Here is a 17,663-nt window from a genome sequence, read left to right as displayed (position 1 = left end):
GCTTCATCGCTCGCCAGCATGACGTATGGAGGCGCGAGTTCGGCGGGCTGCGCGGGGCGGCCGAGCGGATAATCCTTCCCGAATTCGGCGACGTCCTCTTCCGGCATCGTCGAGGGGATAAGCGGTGTCCAGACCGGGCCGGGCGCGACGCAGTTCACCCGGATTTTCCGGTCTGCCAGCAATTGCGCGAGGCCGGCCGTGTAATTCTGGATCGCCCCCTTCGTGGTCGCGTAGGGCAGCAGCGTGGGATTGGGCTGGTCGGAATTGATCGACGCCGAATTGATGATCGAACTGCCCTCACCCATGTGGGGCAAGGCGGCTTTGGCGAGATAGAACATCGCGTGGATGTTGGTGGCGAAGGTCCGCTCCCATTCCTCGTCGGGAATGTCCTCCAATGTCTCGAAAGTCATCTGGTGGGCAGCGTTGTTCACCAGCACATCGATACCGCCGAAGGTGCGGACAGCCTCGTCGATTATCGCTCGGCAATGCCCCGCATCGCTGATATCGCCGCGCATCAGGACGCATTTTCGCCCCGCTTTTTCGACCCATTCCTTCGTTTCCTGCGCGTCGTGATCCTCGCACAAATAGGCTATCAGCACATCCGCGCCTTCGCGCGCGAAGGCGATTGCGACCGCGCGGCCGATCCCGCTGTCACCGCCGGTGATGACGACCCTTTTTTCCCTCGAGACGGCAGGAGCCCTCGTAGCTGTCTTCGCCGTGATCGGGCTTGGGGTGCATTGCCTCGGTCGCGCCCGGAACACGCTGTTGCTGCTCAGGCAGGGGCGGCTTGATCCGGTTGGTGGTTCCTTGTCCCATGATGGTCTCCCAAGAGATTACAGAGTGTGAGCGTTCCGGGCCGTCAGGACTTCGTCCCGGGGTAGGTGTCGCCTGCGAGAAGTTTCGCGAGATGTGCGGCATTGATCGCGCACATCTGTGCGGTCTCGGTCACCGCATCGGGGGTTTCGGCCAGCTCCTTGAAGTCGGTGTTGCCCATCGCCTCGCCGACCCAATAGCAGGCCGCGCCCGCCGGGATCGTCCAGCCGGTGTCGTTGAGCGACTGGAACAGCTGTGCCGAGCTCCAGTGCGCGCCATCTTCATTGCCGACGATCGCGGCAATCGCCACCTTGCCGAAGCTCGGCATCCGGCCCTGGTCATCGGTTTCGCTGGTGAAGGCATCCATGCGTTCGAGCACGCGTTTGGCGACCGACCCGATCTGGCCCATCCAGATCGGCCCGCCGAAGACCAGGATGTCATGGCTCAGGATTTTCCCGCGAATACCCGGCCAGTCGTCGCCCTCGCCCTCGTCCGACGTCACGCCCGGGGGGACATTGTAATCGGCGATGCGGATGGTTTCGGCCAGTTCGACATCCTGCTCGGCCAGATGCTCTTGCAGCACGGCGATCATGGCATCGGTCGAGCTTGCTTCGTCCGAAGATTTCTTGAGCGAGCAGTTCAGGGCGATGGCGGTGAGAGGCATAGGTGTTCTCCTCGGTTGTTGCAGATTGGCGAAGGCGTGCGGCCCTAGCGATCGCCGGGTTCGGCCATCCGGCGATGCATCTGGGCAAGCACCGTGTCGGGGATCACGCCGGCGAACATATCCTGGATCTTGTTCATGAAGCCGCTGACCGTGTGGGCGTCGCCTTCGAGAAGGGCCTTGTAGCCCGCCTCGGCGACCATTGCGGGATCGTCCTTGCTGTCCGATTTGCCGACATCGGTGTTCTCCATCCCGGCGCGGTCGAAGAAATCGGTATCGGTCGGCCCCGGCATCAGGCACGAAACAACCACGTCGGTATCCTTAAGCTCGTTGCGCAGCCCGAAGCAGAAGTAGTCGACGTAGCTCTTGGTGCTATTGTAAACGAGCTGGAAAGCGCCGGGGATGTGCCCCGCGATCGAACCGGTCACAAGGATGCGACCGGCATTCTTCGCCCGCATTTTCCGTCCGATATGGTGCAGGAGCCATGTCGTGCCGGTCACATTGGTATGGATGACATGGGCGATGTCCTTCCACTCCTGATCGAGGAACGCTTCGCCCAGCCCGTGGCCGGCATTGGCAAGCAGGACTTCGGGCGTGCGATCGCCGATCGCCGTCACGAGGGCCTGGAGGCCTTTGGGGGTGGCGAGATCGGCTTCGACCGTCTCGACGCCTGCGGCACCGCACTGCCGCGCGGTGGCTTGGGCCGCGCCAAGATCGCGGTCGGCGGCGAGGATCAGGTCGCAGCCATCGCGGGCCGCCAGTTTCGTGAGCTCAAGCCCGATGCCGCTCGAAGCACCGGTAATCACGCATAGCCCGGACAGCTTGTCGATTTTCCCGGCCATGATCAGTTCTCCATCCCGGGCTTCAGAATGACCTTGGTCCATTCATTCTGCTGCTCCTTGAAATTCTTGTAGCCCTCGGCCGCCTGTTCGAGCGGCAGCCGGTGGCTGATCAGGAACGTGGTATCGAGCGTGCCATCCTCGATCTTCTCGAGCAGCGGCTTGGTATATTTCTGGACATGTGTCTGGCCGCCACGGACCTGCAGGCCTTTTTCCATCATTGCCCCGAGCGGCCATTTGTCGGTCATCCCGCCATAGACGCCGGGGATCGAGACCTTGCCGCCGAACCGGACCGCGAGAATCGCCTGCTTCAGCGCGCTCGCGCGGTCGGCGCCCATGCCGACCTTCTGCTTCACGACGTCGAACATGTTGTCGATAGCGAAGCCGTGCGACTCCATGCCGACCGCGTCGATCACGGCATCCACGCCGATCCCGCCGGACATTTCCATCAGGGCTTCGCGCACATCGGTCTCGCGGAAGTCGATGATCTCCGCACCCAGCTGCTTCGCCAGTGCGAGACGGTTCGGATAGTGGTCGATCGCAATCACCCTGGATGCGCCCATCACGATGGCCGACTGGATCGCGAACAATCCGACCGGGCCGCAGCCCCACACCGCAACCGTATCGTCGGGCTGGATGTCGGCATTTTCCGCCGCCATCCAGCCGGTCGGGAGGATGTCCGAGAGGAACAGCACCTGGTCGTCCTCCAGATGGTCGGGAACGACGATCGGGCCGACATCGGAAAAGGGCACGCGGGCGTATTCGGCCTGTCCGCCCGAGTAGCCGCCGGTCAGGTGCGAATAGCCGAACAGCGCGGCCATCGGCTGGCCGTAGAGCGTCGCCGACATATCCTGCTTTTCAGCCGGGTTGGAATTGTCGCAGGCCGAATATTGCTGCTGCTTGCAATGGAAACAGCCGCCGCAGCTGATCGTGAAGGGCACGACGACGCGCTGCCCTTTCTTCAGATCGCTCGCAGACCCCGTCTCGACGACTTCGCCCATGAATTCATGGCCCAGCACATCGCCCGGCGCCACGCCGGGAATGACGCCATCGTATAGGTGAAGGTCGGACCCGCAGATGGCCGTGCTGGTGATCTTGATGATCGCATCGCGGGGATTGATGATTTCCGGATCGCTGACCGTGTCCACTCGAACGTCGTTGGTTCCATGCCAGGTAAGTGCTCGCATCATCCGTTCTCCTGCTTGGCCGCGCGCGTTTCGTCCCGCGTTCGCGCCGATGTCGCTATTTCCCCGGTTTCCATGAGCATCTTGAAACGCTTCAGATCATGCCGGGCCTGGACCTGCGGCTCACGTAGGAACAGCTTCGCCACCGCTCGGCCGAGCGCGCCTGCGGGCGGGTCGTAGGCCATCATAAGGCTGACTCTGGTTCCACGCTTGCCCGGTGCATCCTCGAAACGAACCTCGCCGCTGGTTTCGATCTCGGAATCCTCGACAGAGCGCCACGCGATCAGCACGTCCTGCTTCTTGCTAGCGATTTCGGTTTTCACCGCGACCGCCTGACCCGCGGGGGCCTTGATCCGCCAGGTCGACGCGCCGTCTGCACCGGCTTCGATCGCTTCCACATTCTCCATGAATTGCGGCAGGTTGGCGAAATCCGACCAGAACGCGAACAGCTCGGCTCGTGGCTTGCGGATGGTTACCGATCGGCCGACCTGCGCGTTATAGCCTTCAGGCTGGCGCTTGGTATGATTGGCGGCATCGTCATATCCGCGATTCTGATGCCTGTTGGACAGGAACGCTCCGAATGCGATCGCTCCAGCAGTAAGAACAACGCCGCCCAGTCCAGCGCCGATTTTGTAATTTTGAGACATAGATTTTCTCCGCGACATGATGACGCAGCGAATTTCCGCTCAAACCGTTCCGGACATTCACGGCGAGACGTTGGTGGGTTGAGTTCAATTCTATGAAGACACTCTTTGGCGCCGCTGCGGGCCGGATCTAGCTGTCAGACGCGTTTTAGAAATCGCAATCGCTTGCCGGGTTCGAGCGGATAGTCGGCAGGGCTGACAAGCGGCGGGGCCAGAGCGCAATCACGAAGGATGGAACCGCCACAATGGCGAACATCGCCTGTTCTCCCATTTTTCGATTATTCCGCTCACGAGAGTTGGTCCGATGAAGCTCCCGATTGCCTGCGCCGTCAGAGCCGCGCTTCGCCGGCCCAGTATACTTGCTCACCAGTGATGTCACGATGAGCGGGGGAGAGCTTGCCATGCTGGCCCTGCGACAGAACCCTCGCATAGTGCATGCCGGGGCTACAACCCGCGGTGCGTTCTCCACTCCGTTGGTCAAGCGACTGCCCAACGGCTGGTTGCTCGAGTTTTCGAACGAGGACTTTGCCGCGCCCGACGGTAGAGTTTATGAGGAGGCCGGGATCAAGCCGTCGACAGCGCTAGAGATTTATTCTGGCGGCGCTCTAATCGAGGGACATTGGCGGGCGGTAGAAGCTTGGCCGAGATAATCGCTTCCGACTGATCAGATGGTCCAATTCCTCAAGCCGCAGCTATGACCGCTTTGCGACCTACTTGATCCAGAAGCAGCCAGTCCGCAGGCGGCCCACCTCAAGACGGTCTGTGGTGCGCCTTAGCCGACACATGCGTTCTCCGCTCAGAGCGTTGATCGGGCTGCCCAGAAAACTTCACAACGCGGGGTGAGGGCCTCGCCAATCTATTCGCGGGGTCCGTCCCATCCCGAAACCTCTGAGCCTCTATGAGATCAGCGGCCCAGATAGGCCCTTTGGAGTGGGAGGCCTGACTGACAGGTCGTTCCTTGAGCATTCGATGAGCCGGCGCGGCATCTGCCACGGCAACGCGATAGCAGAAACCTTTCTCTCGTCGCTTAAGCGAAAGCGCATTCGATGCCGAACCTGACAACCCCATGAGAAGCCCGACGGAACGCGTTCGATGACATTGCGATGTTCTACACCGCGGCACGCAAGCAGGTCAGAACGGAATGCTGGCACCCGCATAATTCGTACGGCAACCGATTTCGAAAGCAAAAATTGTCTAGAAAACTAGGGGCTATTCGGTGCTAGATAAGTCGATGGCACCTACGGACCCAACAAATACACCCGACCGGCCTAACACGTATGAGATGCGAAAAAAGGCTGTAAGCTTCGCAGCAGCCCAACTCGTTTTCGACCGCAATTTTGCACTTGATGCGTTCTCATCCGGTTATTCTGCTGGCCGAGGAAAGGCTCTCCCTAAAAACCTCACCGCGGCGATCGTTGATCAGATTGATGAAAATGGCCACGCTAAATTGGCTCAACTTTGTTTGGCTTATCTGCTTGCGCATGAAAACGCCCATGAAGGTCTAGACAAACTAGCCTATCTTTCTTGCCTTCGCACTATTCGAGATGGTGCGAAAATGATCGCACAAGCTGCTGATGAACTTGCTGGGCAGATTCAGCGACACAAGATTGAAACCAACGAAGTCGAACCAGTTCGGGCTGAAACACTTCAGAGGCTTGCGAAGGCCCTACACGGACGGTTTCGCGCCGAAATGGGTGAAGACCAGTTCGATGACCTCACTTCTCCAAAATTTATCGGTAATCCTTTGTCAGACCTTCGGATGACACCCGGTCTTCCCGGTATCGCAGCCCTCCACAATGAAGTGGAGGCGATCCGTGAGGAATATGTTCGCGCTCAAAAGCAGCCTAAGCAGAAAGGAGTTGGGCCCGTTGGTATGCGCCCCGGCAACAAGCCGAACAGGGAGCAAAAAGCCTTTATTCGCGATCTCGCGGCGCTCTACGAAGAGGTTTTGGCGTCGCAGCCGACCGCTCATGACACGGCATCGGGGCCGAGTTCGCCTTTCTTGCGCTTCATACACCGGGTTTACAGGGAGTTCCACGAGCAAAGTGAAGTGCCGGTTGATCCCCACGGCTATTATCCGCCGTCGGTCGGGACTGTGCGCAAGGTGTTGCAATCACGGTGACAAGTAACCCGCCAGAATCATTTTTGTCTGATTTCAGATAGGCCAGTGTGATCCAAAGAGAACGTCCTAAGCAATAGAGGACTTTCATGAGATACACTGGACCTAAATTCGTGTGCTGCAAGCAAATCGCAGATATGTGCAATGTCAGCGTGGTCAGCGCGCGGCGCTACAGCAAGCTTCCTGACTTCCCGCAACCTTTCGAGATCGGCGGTTCAGTCAAGTGGTTGGGCGAGGAGGTTTGGGCGTGGATTATGAGCCGTCGCCGCGTTCGCAAGGCTTGATGGTCAGGCCTTGCGCCGCCGCCGCCCTTCACCGATTTGTCCGACGGCTAATGCGTCGGATAGCAGTATATCAGTCCAAATCGCCGCAAGCTTGCGGCGCCGGTCAATGAAGCCGGCCCGCATGTAGCGAAGCTCACTGCCCGACAATCCGGTCGGCGTGTGGGCGAGCATCAGATCAATAATCAGCGGGTCTCGCGGCCCACCATGCTCAACGATCCACTCGTTCATGATCGTGCTGAACGTGGAACGCCAGCCATGAGGAACATGGCGCTTTCGTAGACCTTCCCTCAGAAACAAGTAGCTCAGAGCGTTTTCCGACATCGGCTTGTGAATGGAATGTGCGCCAGGGAATACATAATTGCTGCCAGCGCTGAACTTCCACGCTTCGCGCAGCACGTCCGATGCCGCCAGCCCAAGTGGCACTGGATGATTGAAACTTTCGTCTTCGCGCTGTTCCAGTTCCTGTTTCATTTTGACCGCCGGTGCAATCCAGATTGCTTCGGTATCGCACCCCCCAGCTTCAGGATTGAACTCGCGAATGTCTTTCCATTCGAGCCACCGGATCATTCCCGGCCTCTGGGCAGTCAACGCTAGGAAGCGCGCAGCGAGCTTGACGACCGGACTGGCTTCGGCGGTATCGGTGAGTGACAATACGTCTCGAGCCTCTTTAATCGTTATCACCGCCGGCCAGCGTCGTTTCGACGGTTTAGCCTTGAGCACTTTTACGAGCGAAGCGGCAGGATCGGATGTGGCATCGCCGTTCGCGATTGCATAAGCGTATATCGCTGAAATACGCTGGCGCAGCCGATGAGCGGTCTCAATAGCGCCGCGGTCCTCGACCTTCTGCAAGGTCGCGAGCACATGGGTCGCATCAATTGCCGTAATTGGAAGCGAACCAATGTCTTCGAAGACATCGCGCTCCAAGCTTACAATGACGTCCTTCGCATGGACCGGCTTCCAGCGCAGTTCCTGTTTTGAAAACCATTCGCGCGCAACGGCCTCAAAGGTATGAGCCGCAGCTAGGCGGCTAGCGAGCGATGCGCGCTTGGCCTCGACAATCGGATCCTTTCCTCCTCTGAGCAAACGCTTGTCCTCGTCGCGAAGTTCACGTGCCTCCCTGAGTCCGACATCTGGATAGCTCCCAAGCGTGCGAAGCTTCTCCTTGCCGCCATATCTGTATTTATGCCGCCAAGACCGGTGTCCGGTCGGCGATACATGAAGGTAGAGCCCCCTCGAATCCGTCAGTTTATAAGGTTTGGTGCCACCTTTTGCGCCCTTGCACTGAGCATCCGTCAACATTCTCTGATCTTTCTTCGAAACTTGATTACCACAAGCTTCTGACCAGCTGTCCTACGAACGCTCCGCGTTCAAGAAGGTGCTATCCTTCTGGAATTGATTGATATTTAATGATCGCGATTGAGCGGGACGCGAAAGGCAAGGCTGCCAATTTTCGCCTACGATACCGTTTGGAGTGGTCGATCGCCGAAGCTTTGCGATACCCCCTGTTCCGCATATCGATACCCCCTTGCATACCCCCTGCCGTGTGATGTTGGCTGATATCGCGTGATCAAGAAAGATATCTCCTGGTTGCCGTAAGGCCCGGAAGACTAACAATTTTGATCATACCTGATCGCAGATGATAAGCATGAATGGCGGAGAGGGTGGGATTCGAACCCACGGTACTGTTGCCAGTACACTGCATTTCGAGTGCAGCGCATTCGACCTCTCTGCCACCTCTCCGCATATGTCGGGTGCGCTTCGGGCCCAGGGCCCCGGTCGAAGCAAGGCGCGCCGATTAGCCGAGCGCCTGTGCCTTGCCAAGCCCCTTTTCGTCAGAATTCGGGGGAAGCTTCGCCAATCGCCATTGTAAGCAGGCGCCTGGACCCCATATCGTCGCTTCTCATGGAACGAGCACAGTATTTCTCCGCCCAGGCCGGTCGCACCATCGATGTGCCGCGCCGCGTCAAGAGCCGCTTCGCCATCGGTGACGTGGTCAAACACCGCGTGTTCGATTTCCGCGGCGTAATTTTCGACATCGACCCGGTCTTCGCCAACAGCGACGAATGGTACGAGGCGATCCCCGAGGATATCCGCCCCGATCGCAACCAGCCGTTCTACCACCTGCTCGCCGAAAGCGATGACAGCGATTACGTCGCCTACGTCAGCCAGCAGAATTTGGTGACAGATTCGGTTTCGGGGCCGGTGTCGCACCCCGATGTGCACCAGTATTTCGAACAGTTCGAAAACGGGCGCTACCGCATGCGGGTCAGCCTGACCCACTGAGCGGCGCGCGGCGAACGATCAGTTCTTGATCTTCCAGCCCGACTTCAGGATCCGGTAGGTGGCGAAGGCCAGCACTGCGTTGAGCGCGAACAGGCCCAGCGCGGCCATCGTCACCGCCGCCGCATCGCCGATGTCGCTGCGTCCGAGAAAGCCGTAGCGAAAGCCCGAGATCACGTAGAAGAAGGGATTGGCGCGGCTGACCGCCTGGAAGGCCGGTGCAAGCCGGTCGATGACGTAGAACGTCCCCGACAGCATCGCCAGCGGCGCGACGACGAAATTGGTCACCGCGGCATTGTGGTCGAATTTCTCCGCCCAGATCGATGCGAGCAGGCCAAGCAGCGCGAGCATCATCGCGCCCATCAGCCCGAACCACATCACCGCCCAGGGATGCGCCATCGCCAGGCTCACTCCGGGATACAGCATCATTGCCCCCGCGACGACGAAGCCGACCGCCACTGCGCGGGTCATCGCTGCCCCTACGATACCGCACATCAGCTCGCCTTCGGACAGCGGCGGCATCAGCAGGTCGATGATGGTCCCCTGGATCTTGCCGGAAAGCAGCGAGAAGGAGGAATTGGCGAAGGCGTTCTGCATCATCGCCATGGCAATCAGGCCGGGTGCGACGAAGGTGGGGAAATTGACGCCCAGCACCTCGCGCCCGCCCCGCCCCAGCGCGACCGAGAAGATCACGAGAAAAAGCACCGTGGTGACTGCCGGGGCCCAGATTGTCTGCGTCTGGACCTTGAGAAACCGGCGGACCTCCTTCATATAGAGGCTCCACAGGCCAATCCGGTTGATTCCGCGGATCACCGGGCGACCCCGCGGCGGAAACCTGCTCTCCCCTCCGGCATTACCTTCGACGAAGGATGCGTCCGGATGATCGCTTCCGAGCGATTTGGGCTGAGCTTGATCGACCATAGGGCGCGCCTAGGCCCAAGCGTCACGGCATGCAAGCCGCGGCGCCAAGACACGAGATACAGGACTGTACATGAGCTGGACCGACGAACGGATCGCAACGCTTAAGAAGATGTGGGAAGGCGGTTCGACCGCCAGCCAGATCGCCGACGAGCTGGGCGGGGTGAGCCGCAATGCCGTGATCGGCAAGGCGCACCGCCTCGGTCTCAAGTCGCGCCCGTCGCCGGTCAAGGCCAACGACAAGAAGAAGGCCGCCGCTGCCCCCAAGGCCGCGCCCAAGGCACCGGCGCCCAAGAAAGCGGCGAAGCCCGCAGCCAAGCCGGCCGCTGCTGCTGCGCCGGCCGCCCCGCCGGAACCGGCAGCACCGCCGCCTGCACCGCGGCAGGATGCCGGCAACCCGTCGCAGCCGATGCCGAACAAGAATTCCAACCTGCCCAAGATCGTCTCGGTCGGGCCGGGTGGCTTCCTGCGCCAGGGTCCCGGTGACCAGCAGCCCCCGATTCCCCCAGCGCCGCCGCGCCGCCTGGTCCCGGCCAAGCCGAGCCCCGAAATCGCCGACAAGACCAGCCTGCTGGATCTGTCGGACAAGGTATGCCGCTGGCCGATGGGACACCCGGGCGAACCCGATTTCCATTTCTGCGGCGAGGCCGTGAACCCCGGCTTCCCCTATTGCGTCGAACACTGCGGCCGGGCCTACCAGGCCCAGCTGCCGCGCGGCGCGCGCCGTCCTCCTCCGCCGCTGCCGTTCGGCGGACCGCGGGTACGCTAACCGAGATTTTAGCGGGTCGCTCCTCGCCTAGCCCACAACGGGACGGCGTTTACACCCAAGGACACTCGGCCACCTCCCGCAGCGCGGGGGGCGGCTTGGTGTGCGGAACCGTTGGGGGGCGGAAGAGATGGAATGGGGTAGCGTCGGTCTTGGCGCGTTCTTGGGGATTGCACTGACTGTCGGGCTGCTGGCTCTAGCAGTGTATCCGTTGGTGCGGCGCAGCTTCCTGCTTTGGGCAGCATTGCGCGCGCTGTGTTTCGCGATAATGAGCGTTGCCTTGTTCCCGGTAGCGCTCACCAGCCCGACACTTGGGGGCGAATTCCGGACCGATATCGGCGAGATCGCCTTGTCGATCGCGATCGGCAGCACCGGACCATTTCTCGCCGCCTATATCGAAAACCGGCCTCGATTTGCGCGGATTCGCTACTGGCTGCGGACCCTTTTCATCGTCGGCGTCGTCGGGGCGATCGCTACAGCCCTGGCGCCGCTATGGCCGGGCTTCGACCTGGTGCACGACCTCCTTCTGCTCACGATGATCCTCGGCATGACGGCTGGTCTTGCGGCAGCCGTCCGATCAGGCAGCAGGTTCGCGCAGTATCAGGCTGTCGGCTATGCACCATTGATCATCCTCGGCTTGCTAGTCCTTGCGTATGAGTTGAGTACCGGCGCGCCCGTTCCCTATTGGCCGGTGGCCGCGCTGCTTGCGGTGCTGGTCGATTTCATGGTTACTGCTGGCGGCGTCATCAACGGCTATCTCACGGTCAAGCGCGAACGCGACGAAGCCTGGGCCGACGTCAGCGAAGCGCGAATCGCGGTCGCTACCGATCCGCTGACTGAGATAGCCAACCGACGCGGGCTCGCGCTGCGCTTTCGCGATCCCGCCCATCCGCGCCCTGCCGCGCTGGCGGTCATCGATTGCGATCATTTCAAACGCATCAACGACATGTTCGGCCACGATACCGGCGACGAGGTCCTGATCGCGGTTGCCGAGGGCCTGAAGCAGGAGAACGTATTCCCCGCGAGGCAGGGCGGAGAGGAGTTCGTCGTGCTGATCTATGGCGAGGATTATCAACGGCTGGCAGAGACCGTCCGGCGGCAGATTACCCTGTCGGTACTTGAAAAGGTCCCTGAGGTCCCCTTCCCCGTCACGGCGAGCGCCGGGCTGACCGAAGTGCGGCCGAACGACACGCTCGACAGCGCGGTCAAGCGCGGCGACGAGGCGCTCTACGCGGCGAAGGACGCCGGCAGGGACCAGCTGCTGCTGTGGCAGGACGGGAAGCATTCACAGCCGCGCCTGGTGCACGGCGTCTGACGCGATTGCCGCTGGCATCGCCGGGCATCTTGCCTATGTTCGCGCGCTTTCAGAGAGGAGACTTACATGCCGCTTTCGCTACACGCTGCCTATGTTCCGAGCGCCCTGCAAATGCTTGGGACCGCCCGCCACTTGGTCGATACAGCAGAAAAATGGTGCAGCGAGCACGATTGCGAGCATGACGACTTCATCAATGCGCGCGTGTTCGACGACATGCTGCCGTGGTCCTACCAGGTCAAATGCGTGGCCGAGCATACACAGGGGTCGATCGAGGGCGTGCGGGCGGGGCTCTATTCGCCCGATCTCAACCCGCCGCCGACAAGCTTCGGCGCGTTGCGCGAAAAGCTATCGGGCGCGCGCGAAATGCTGGAAGCGCTGACCGAAGAGGAAATGGAAGGCTGGATCGGCCAACCGATGCGGTTCGAGTTCAAGGACCGCGGCATGGATTTCAATGCCGAGGATTTCCTGCTCACCTTCAGCCAGCCGAACTTCTATTTCCACTGCGCCACCGCCTACAACATCCTGCGGATGAAGGGCCTGCCCGTGGGCAAGATGGACTTCATGGGCCGGATGCGGATCAAGCGCTAGCGTTTGCGCGCAAACCAGATCGTGTGGCGCGGCCCCTTGTTGTTGGGCCGCGCCCGCACTTCGCGCACCTCGACGCTGAAGCCGCTGTCCTTGAGCCGCTGGGTGAACTTGTGGTCGGGCGCGGCCGACCACACGGCAAGGATACCGCCGGGTCGCAGCGCATCGCGCGCCTTGCCCAGCCCGGTCTTCGTATAGATCCGGAAATTGGCATCGCGCACGATCCCGTCGGGACCGTTGTCGACATCCAGCAATATGGCGTCGTATTTCGGCGTCGTGCCGTCATTGGCATCGTCGATCAACGCCGCGACATCGCAGATCACCACTTCGCCGCGCGGGTCGGACAGGCTGTCGCCGGTCAGATGCGCCAGCGGCCCTGCAGCCCATTCGAGGATGTCGGGGACGATTTCGGCCACCGTGACCGCGCCGCCCTCGGGCAGTTTGGCCAGCGCCGCGCGGTAGGTAAAGCCCATGCCATAGCCGCCGATCAGCACCCGCGGGCGCGGCGCATCCAGTTCAGCCAGCGTCAGCTCGGCCAGCTGTTCTTCGGAAAACTGCATGCGCGTCCCCATCAGCTCGTCGCGGCCGAGCATGATGATGAAATCGCGGCCGTGGCTGACCAGCGTCAGCGTTTCGCCGTCGGGGACCTGGGCAGTGGCGAGCGTTTCGCGCGGAAGCATCGTCTATTCTCCATAGCAAAGGGGGCCGCGGGCGGACCCGCGACCCCCTGTAATGCCTAGCGAAGGATCAGTCCTTCAGGAAGTCGGGCACGTGGGCTTCACCGCCCCCGTCCTTGTTCCCGCCGCCATCGCGGTCGCGGCGCGGGCCACCCCGGCCACCGCGGCGATCGCCGCCACGGCCACCACCGCCGCCACGCGGGCCACGGTCACCGCGCGGTTCGCGCGCGGGGCGGGTGTCTTCCAGCTCTTCGCCGGTTTCCTGGTCGACTACGCGCATCGACAGGCGGACCTTGCCGCGCTGGTCGATCTCGAGGACCTTGACCTTCACTTCCTGGCCTTCCGACACGACGTCGGTCGGCTTCTCGACGCGCTCGTTCTTCATTTCGCTGACATGGACGAGACCGTCCTTGCCGCCCATGAAGTTCACGAAGGCGCCGAAATCGACGATGTTGACGACCTTGCCATTGTAGACCTTGCCGACTTCCGCCTCTTCGACGATGCCTTCGATCCACTTGCGTGCGGCTTCGATCTCGTCGGCGTTGGAGGAGCTGATCTTGATCACGCCCTCGTCGTCGATGTCGACCTTGGCGCCGGTTTCGGCAACGATCTCGCGGATCACCTTGCCGCCCGTGCCGATGACGTCGCGGATCTTCGACTTGTCGATCTGCATCGTCTCGATGCGCGGGGCGTGCTTGGAAACCTCGGTGCGGGCGCCGGTCAGCGCCTTGTTCATTTCACCGAGAATGTGTGCACGGCCGCCCTTGGCCTGCTCCAGCGCGGTCTTCATGATCTCCTGCGTAATGCCGGCGACCTTGATGTCCATCTGGAGCGAGGTGATGCCCTTTTCCGAACCGGCAACCTTGAAGTCCATGTCGCCCAGGTGATCTTCGTCACCGAGGATGTCCGACAGGACCGCAAAGTCGTCGCCTTCGAGGATCAGGCCCATGGCGATGCCCGACACCGGGCGTTCGATCGGAACGCCGGCATCCATCATCGACAGACAGCCACCGCAGACGGTCGCCATCGAGGACGAGCCGTTGGACTCGGTGATGTCCGACAGGATGCGGATGGTATAGGGAAAGTCTTCATGCTTGGGCAGCACCGGGTGCAGCGCACGCCATGCAAGCTTGCCGTGACCGGTCTCGCGGCGGCTGGTGAAGCCGAAGCGGCCCACTTCGCCGACCGAATAGGGCGGGAAGTTATAGTGCAGCATGAAGTTGTTGTACGAGAGGCCTTCGAGACCGTCGATCATCTGCTCGGCATCCTTGGTGCCCAGCGTGGTGGTGCAGATCGCCTGCGTCTCACCGCGGGTGAACAGCGCCGAACCATGCGTGCGGGGCAGCAGGCCGACCATCGCCTCGATCGGGCGGACCTGATCGAGCTTGCGGCCGTCAATGCGCTGGCCGTCCTTGAGGATGGCGCCGCGAACGATTTCCGCTTCCAGCTTCTTGACCGCCTTGTTGGCGACCATCTGCGTCTGCGCTTCTTCTTCGGCGAAGGCTTCCTTGGCCTTGGCCCGCGCATCGTTGAGCGCATCCGAACGCGCCGACTTGTCGGTCAACTTGTAGGCGGCGGCGATGTCGTCGCCGACGATGCCGCGCAGCTTTTCCTTGATCGCCGAGGTATCGTCCGAAGTGTCGATTTCCCACGGTTCCTTGGCGGCCTGCTCGGCCAGGTCGACGATCGCGCCGATGACCTTGCGGCTTTCCTCATGCGCGAACATGACGGCGCCGAGCATTTCCTCTTCGGTCAGTTCCTTGGCTTCGGATTCGACCATCATCACCGCGTCCTGCGTTGCGGCAACGACGAGGTCGAGGCGACCTTCTTCGTCGAGCGCGCTTTCGAGGCTCGGGTTGAGTTCGTATTCGCCATTGCGGAAACCGACGCGTGCAGCACCGATCGGGCCCATGAAGGGCACGCCGCTGATGGTCAGCGCAGCCGAAGCGGCGATCATCGCGACGATATCGGGCTCGGTCTCGCCGTCATACGACAGGACCTGGCAGATCACGTTGATTTCGTTGTAGAAACCTTCGGGGAACAGCGGCCGTACGGGGCGGTCGATGAGACGCGAGGTGAGCGTTTCTTTCTCCGTAGCGCGGCCTTCGCGCTTGAAGAAGCCGCCGGGGATACGGCCCGCAGCGGAGAATTTTTCCTGGTAGTGGACGGTCAGCGGGAAGAAGTCCTGCCCTTCGCGTACACTCTTGGCGGCGGTCACGGCGCACAGCACCACGGTTTCGCCATAGGTGGCCAGAACGGCGCCGTCAGCCTGACGGGCGATGCGGCCGGTTTCGAGGGTGAGGGTCTTTCCGCCCCACTCCAGCGATACGGTTTTCGTGTCGAACATGTATTTTCCTTATGAACCCGCACGGCCTTATTGCGGTGCGGGGCCTACTGTGCCGGGTATTCCGTCCCGGTCCGGTCCGAGGCTTTTCGCGCCTCCATTTTCCAGCCCCGCGCCGTATTGCGCGCAGGCCGGATAAACAAAGGGGCGGCCTGAGCCACCCCTTCGAGAAACTCTTATTTGCGAAGACCCAGCTTCTGGATCAGCGCATTGTACCGCTCGACGTCCGTCTTCTTGAGATAGGCGAGCAGGTTGCGGCGCTTGTTGACCATCATCAGCAGACCGCGACGCGAGTGATTGTCCTTATGGTTGGACTTGAAGTGCTCGGTCAGGTTGCGAATGCGTTCGGTCAGAATGGCGACCTGGACTTCCGGCGAACCGGTATCACCCTTGGCCTGGGCGTTGTCCTTGATGATTTCCTGTTTCTTTTCGGCAGTAACCGACATGTATTCTACTCCGCGACATCCGGCAGGTTGAAACCCCGCACGACCTTGGCCGTGCCACCGTCGACTTCCACCAGGGCCACCGGCACATCGTGCAAGCTGGCGAGATGGAGCCCGTCGGTATGGGGCAGTTCCGACAATACCCGGCCCTGGCGGACCGCCTGCGCGCTGTCGGGATCGAGTGTCAGAACCGGGATGTCGTCCAGTCCGGCCTCGAGCGGCAAGAGAAGGTTCTCGATGGCCGCGCCCTTAGCGATTTCCTCAAGCTTGTCCAGCGAAATCGCCTGTTCCTCGCGGAACGGGCCGGCCTTGATGCGCCTGAGATAGGTTACGTGACCCAGCGTGCCAAGCGCGCGTGCGATGTCCCGTGCCAGCGACCGGATGTATGTCCCCTTGGAGACATGCGCGACCAGCGTGACGCTGTCCGCCAGTTCGAGCGGCGCCTGCGGATCGTAGGGGTCGGGCCGCCCGGCAGTGGTCTGGAATGTGCTGACGAGGCCAGCATCACTATCGTCACCTCCGCGAAGGCGGGGGACCAGCCGCCCCCGAGGGAGAGAGCTGCCCTTATCTGGATCCCCGCCTTCGCGGGGATGACCGGCAAGATAAAGGTCGTGAACTGTCACGGCGCGGGTCTTCATTTCGACCGTTTCGCCCGCGCGGGCACGGTCATAGGCGCGCTTGCCATCGATCTTGAGCGCCGAATAGGCGGGCGGCACCTGTTCGATGGGGCCGGTGAAATGGTCGAGCACGCCCGCGATCGCTGCCATCGGCGGCCGGCGATCGCTGCGCTCGGTGACCTCGCCCTCGGTATCGAGCGTAGCGGTTTCCTCGCCGAACTGGATGGTGAAGGCGTAGATCTTGTCGGCATCGAGCATGCGGCCCGCAAGCTTGGTCGCTTCGCCCAATGCGATCGGGAGCACGCCTTCGGCCAGCGGGTCGAGCGTGCCACCATGCCCGACCTTGGTCTTGGCATAGCCGCCCTGGCGTAGCACGCGCTTGACCATGCCGACCGCCTGCGTCGAACCCAGCCCGCGCGGCTTGTCGAGGATCAGCCAGCCATGCGGAGGCGCCTTCCGATCGGTCATTCGGCGATCCCGCGTGCGACCCATTCGGCGATGGAGAAATAATGTTCCTGCAGCCACAGCACCGGCGGCAGGACGGTGTTCTCGATCAGCCCGCTATCGGGGAATGCCCAGGTCGCGGCGATCAGGACGACGAAGAACAGCATGCCCAGCGACTGCAGCTTCTGCCAATTGCCCGCCCATTTGCGCGGCAGCAGACCGCCGACGATGTGCGAACCGTCGAAGGGGGGGATCGGCAGCAGGTTGAACAAGGCGAGGAAGACGTTGATCAGGATGAATGTCCCGCCCGCAGTGACCAGCCATTCGGGCGGCATGGCGCCGGCGGCGATGATCGCCCCCGATACTGCGCCGAGCAACAGCGCGCCGACCAATGCCAACACGAGATTGGTGCCCGGCCCGGCGGCCGCCACCGCGACCATGCCGAACCGCGGATCGCGCAGCCGTTCGCCGCGCACCGGGACGGGCTTGGCCCAGCCGAAGATCGGCCCGCCGAACAGCGCCAGCGCCCCGGGCACCAGCAGCGTGCCGATCGGGTCGACATGGCGGATCGGGTTGAGCGACAGCCGCCGCTGTTCCTTGGCGGTGGGATCGCCCAGCGCCAGCGCGACCCAGCCATGCGCGACTTCGTGAAACACGATGGCGACAATCAGGCACGGGATGAGAATCACCGCGAGAAGAAGCGTTTCGGTCATGGCAAGCTAGATAGGGT

Annotated in this window: 17 protein-coding genes, 1 tRNA gene and 2 pseudogenes; 7 read left to right on the top strand and 13 right to left on the bottom strand. The window is 61.8% G+C overall.

Annotated features, from left to right (window positions below; all coding sequences use genetic code 11):
• The 5 genes and pseudogenes from GRI55_RS13885 to GRI55_RS13865 form a co-directional block, all read right to left on the bottom strand.
• Positions 1 to 816: pseudogene (locus tag GRI55_RS13885) on the bottom strand (SDR family oxidoreductase); the annotation flags it as partial.
• 43 nt (positions 817 to 859) lie between these two features.
• Positions 860 to 1,477 carry a flavodoxin family protein gene (locus tag GRI55_RS13880; protein ID WP_063512069.1) on the bottom strand — a complete coding sequence of 206 codons (618 nt, stop codon included), beginning with the start codon at positions 1,475 to 1,477 and terminating at the stop codon, positions 860 to 862.
• Positions 1,478 to 1,521: 44 nt separating this feature from the next.
• The gene (locus GRI55_RS13875; RefSeq protein ID WP_160767572.1) at positions 1,522 to 2,316 is read right to left on the bottom strand and encodes an SDR family NAD(P)-dependent oxidoreductase; all 795 of its coding nucleotides are present in this window, start codon (positions 2,314 to 2,316) and stop codon (positions 1,522 to 1,524) included.
• A 2-nt stretch (positions 2,317 to 2,318) separates the two neighbouring features.
• Complete coding sequence (locus GRI55_RS13870) at positions 2,319 to 3,500, bottom strand: zinc-dependent alcohol dehydrogenase (RefSeq protein ID WP_160767574.1); 1,182 nt, start codon at positions 3,498 to 3,500, stop codon at positions 2,319 to 2,321.
• Entirely contained in the window at positions 3,500 to 4,144 is a 645-nt protein-coding gene (locus tag GRI55_RS13865; protein WP_160767571.1) for an SRPBCC family protein, read from the bottom strand. The genes GRI55_RS13870 and GRI55_RS13865 overlap by 1 nt, the downstream gene beginning before the upstream one ends.
• A 314-nt stretch (positions 4,145 to 4,458) precedes the next feature.
• Between GRI55_RS13865 and GRI55_RS15320 the strand changes: the two genes are divergently transcribed.
• The 3 genes and pseudogenes from GRI55_RS15320 to GRI55_RS13855 all read left to right on the top strand — a co-directional run bounded on the left by GRI55_RS15320 (position 4,459) and on the right by GRI55_RS13855 (position 6,263).
• Positions 4,459 to 4,791, top strand: a complete 333-nt coding sequence (locus GRI55_RS15320) for a S41 family peptidase (protein ID WP_370873309.1) — start codon at positions 4,459 to 4,461, stop codon at positions 4,789 to 4,791.
• Between the two features lie 307 nt (positions 4,792 to 5,098).
• Positions 5,099 to 5,300, top strand: a pseudogene (locus GRI55_RS15055) (IS3 family transposase); the annotation flags it as partial.
• Positions 5,301 to 5,423: 123 nt separating this feature from the next.
• A complete protein-coding gene (locus GRI55_RS13855) occupies positions 5,424 to 6,263 on the top strand; it encodes a hypothetical protein (protein WP_237452560.1) in 840 nt (279 codons plus the stop codon).
• Positions 6,264 to 6,547: 284 nt separating this feature from the next.
• Here the strand turns inward: GRI55_RS13855 and GRI55_RS13850 are convergent, their stop codons facing one another.
• Positions 6,548 to 7,843, bottom strand: coding sequence for a tyrosine-type recombinase/integrase (locus tag GRI55_RS13850; RefSeq protein ID WP_160767568.1), 1,296 nt, complete (start codon positions 7,841 to 7,843; stop codon positions 6,548 to 6,550).
• A gap of 351 nt (positions 7,844 to 8,194) precedes the next feature.
• A tRNA-Ser gene (locus GRI55_RS13845) sits at positions 8,195 to 8,284 on the bottom strand.
• 162 nt (positions 8,285 to 8,446) lie between these two features.
• Here GRI55_RS13845 and hspQ point away from each other — a divergent pair.
• Positions 8,447 to 8,827, top strand: coding sequence for a heat shock protein HspQ (gene hspQ / locus GRI55_RS13840; RefSeq protein WP_050600194.1), 381 nt, complete (start codon positions 8,447 to 8,449; stop codon positions 8,825 to 8,827).
• 18 nt (positions 8,828 to 8,845) lie between these two features.
• Here hspQ and GRI55_RS13835 read toward each other — a convergent pair whose 3' ends face one another.
• Positions 8,846 to 9,637 carry an ABC transporter permease gene (locus tag GRI55_RS13835; RefSeq protein WP_307020276.1) on the bottom strand — a complete coding sequence of 264 codons (792 nt, stop codon included), beginning with the start codon at positions 9,635 to 9,637 and terminating at the stop codon, positions 8,846 to 8,848.
• Positions 9,638 to 9,815: 178 nt separating this feature from the next.
• Here GRI55_RS13835 and GRI55_RS13830 point away from each other — a divergent pair, with 178 nt between their 5' ends.
• From GRI55_RS13830 to GRI55_RS13820, 3 genes are all read left to right on the top strand, one after another.
• Complete coding sequence (locus GRI55_RS13830) at positions 9,816 to 10,511, top strand: GcrA family cell cycle regulator (RefSeq protein WP_063505260.1); 696 nt, start codon at positions 9,816 to 9,818, stop codon at positions 10,509 to 10,511.
• 127 nt (positions 10,512 to 10,638) lie between these two features.
• On the top strand, positions 10,639 to 11,823 hold the full coding sequence (locus GRI55_RS13825; RefSeq protein ID WP_160767566.1) for a GGDEF domain-containing protein: 1,185 nt from the start codon (positions 10,639 to 10,641) through the stop codon (positions 11,821 to 11,823).
• Positions 11,824 to 11,889: 66 nt separating this feature from the next.
• Positions 11,890 to 12,411: a DUF1993 domain-containing protein gene (locus tag GRI55_RS13820; RefSeq protein ID WP_160767565.1), complete on the top strand. Its 522-nt coding sequence runs from the start codon at positions 11,890 to 11,892 to the stop codon at positions 12,409 to 12,411.
• On the opposite strand, the gene GRI55_RS13815 is transcribed toward GRI55_RS13820, so the two are convergent.
• The 5 genes from GRI55_RS13815 to GRI55_RS13795 all read right to left on the bottom strand — a co-directional run bounded on the left by GRI55_RS13815 (position 12,408) and on the right by GRI55_RS13795 (position 17,646).
• A complete protein-coding gene (locus GRI55_RS13815; RefSeq protein ID WP_063511853.1) occupies positions 12,408 to 13,088 on the bottom strand; it encodes a spermidine synthase family protein in 681 nt (226 codons plus the stop codon). The two genes, GRI55_RS13820 and GRI55_RS13815, sit on opposite strands and share 4 nt — an antisense overlap.
• A 67-nt stretch (positions 13,089 to 13,155) precedes the next feature.
• Complete coding sequence (gene pnp / locus GRI55_RS13810) at positions 13,156 to 15,432, bottom strand: polyribonucleotide nucleotidyltransferase (RefSeq protein ID WP_160767564.1); 2,277 nt, start codon at positions 15,430 to 15,432, stop codon at positions 13,156 to 13,158.
• A 173-nt stretch (positions 15,433 to 15,605) separates the two neighbouring features.
• A complete protein-coding gene (gene rpsO / locus GRI55_RS13805) occupies positions 15,606 to 15,875 on the bottom strand; it encodes a 30S ribosomal protein S15 (protein ID WP_050600188.1) in 270 nt (89 codons plus the stop codon).
• A 5-nt stretch (positions 15,876 to 15,880) separates the two neighbouring features.
• Positions 15,881 to 16,957: a tRNA pseudouridine(55) synthase TruB gene (truB, locus tag GRI55_RS13800; RefSeq protein ID WP_160767563.1), complete on the bottom strand. Its 1,077-nt coding sequence runs from the start codon at positions 16,955 to 16,957 to the stop codon at positions 15,881 to 15,883.
• A complete protein-coding gene (locus GRI55_RS13795) occupies positions 16,954 to 17,646 on the bottom strand; it encodes a site-2 protease family protein (protein WP_160767562.1) in 693 nt (230 codons plus the stop codon). The genes truB and GRI55_RS13795 overlap by 4 nt, the downstream gene beginning before the upstream one ends.
• Positions 17,647 to 17,663 lie beyond the last annotated feature (17 nt).

It is taken from the genome of Qipengyuania citrea (genome assembly GCF_009828015.1).
GTDB classification, from domain to species: domain Bacteria; phylum Pseudomonadota; class Alphaproteobacteria; order Sphingomonadales; family Sphingomonadaceae; genus Qipengyuania; species Qipengyuania citrea.
Note: the sequence above shows the minus strand (reverse complement) of the source record. Positions and strands in the feature narration are given on the sequence as shown.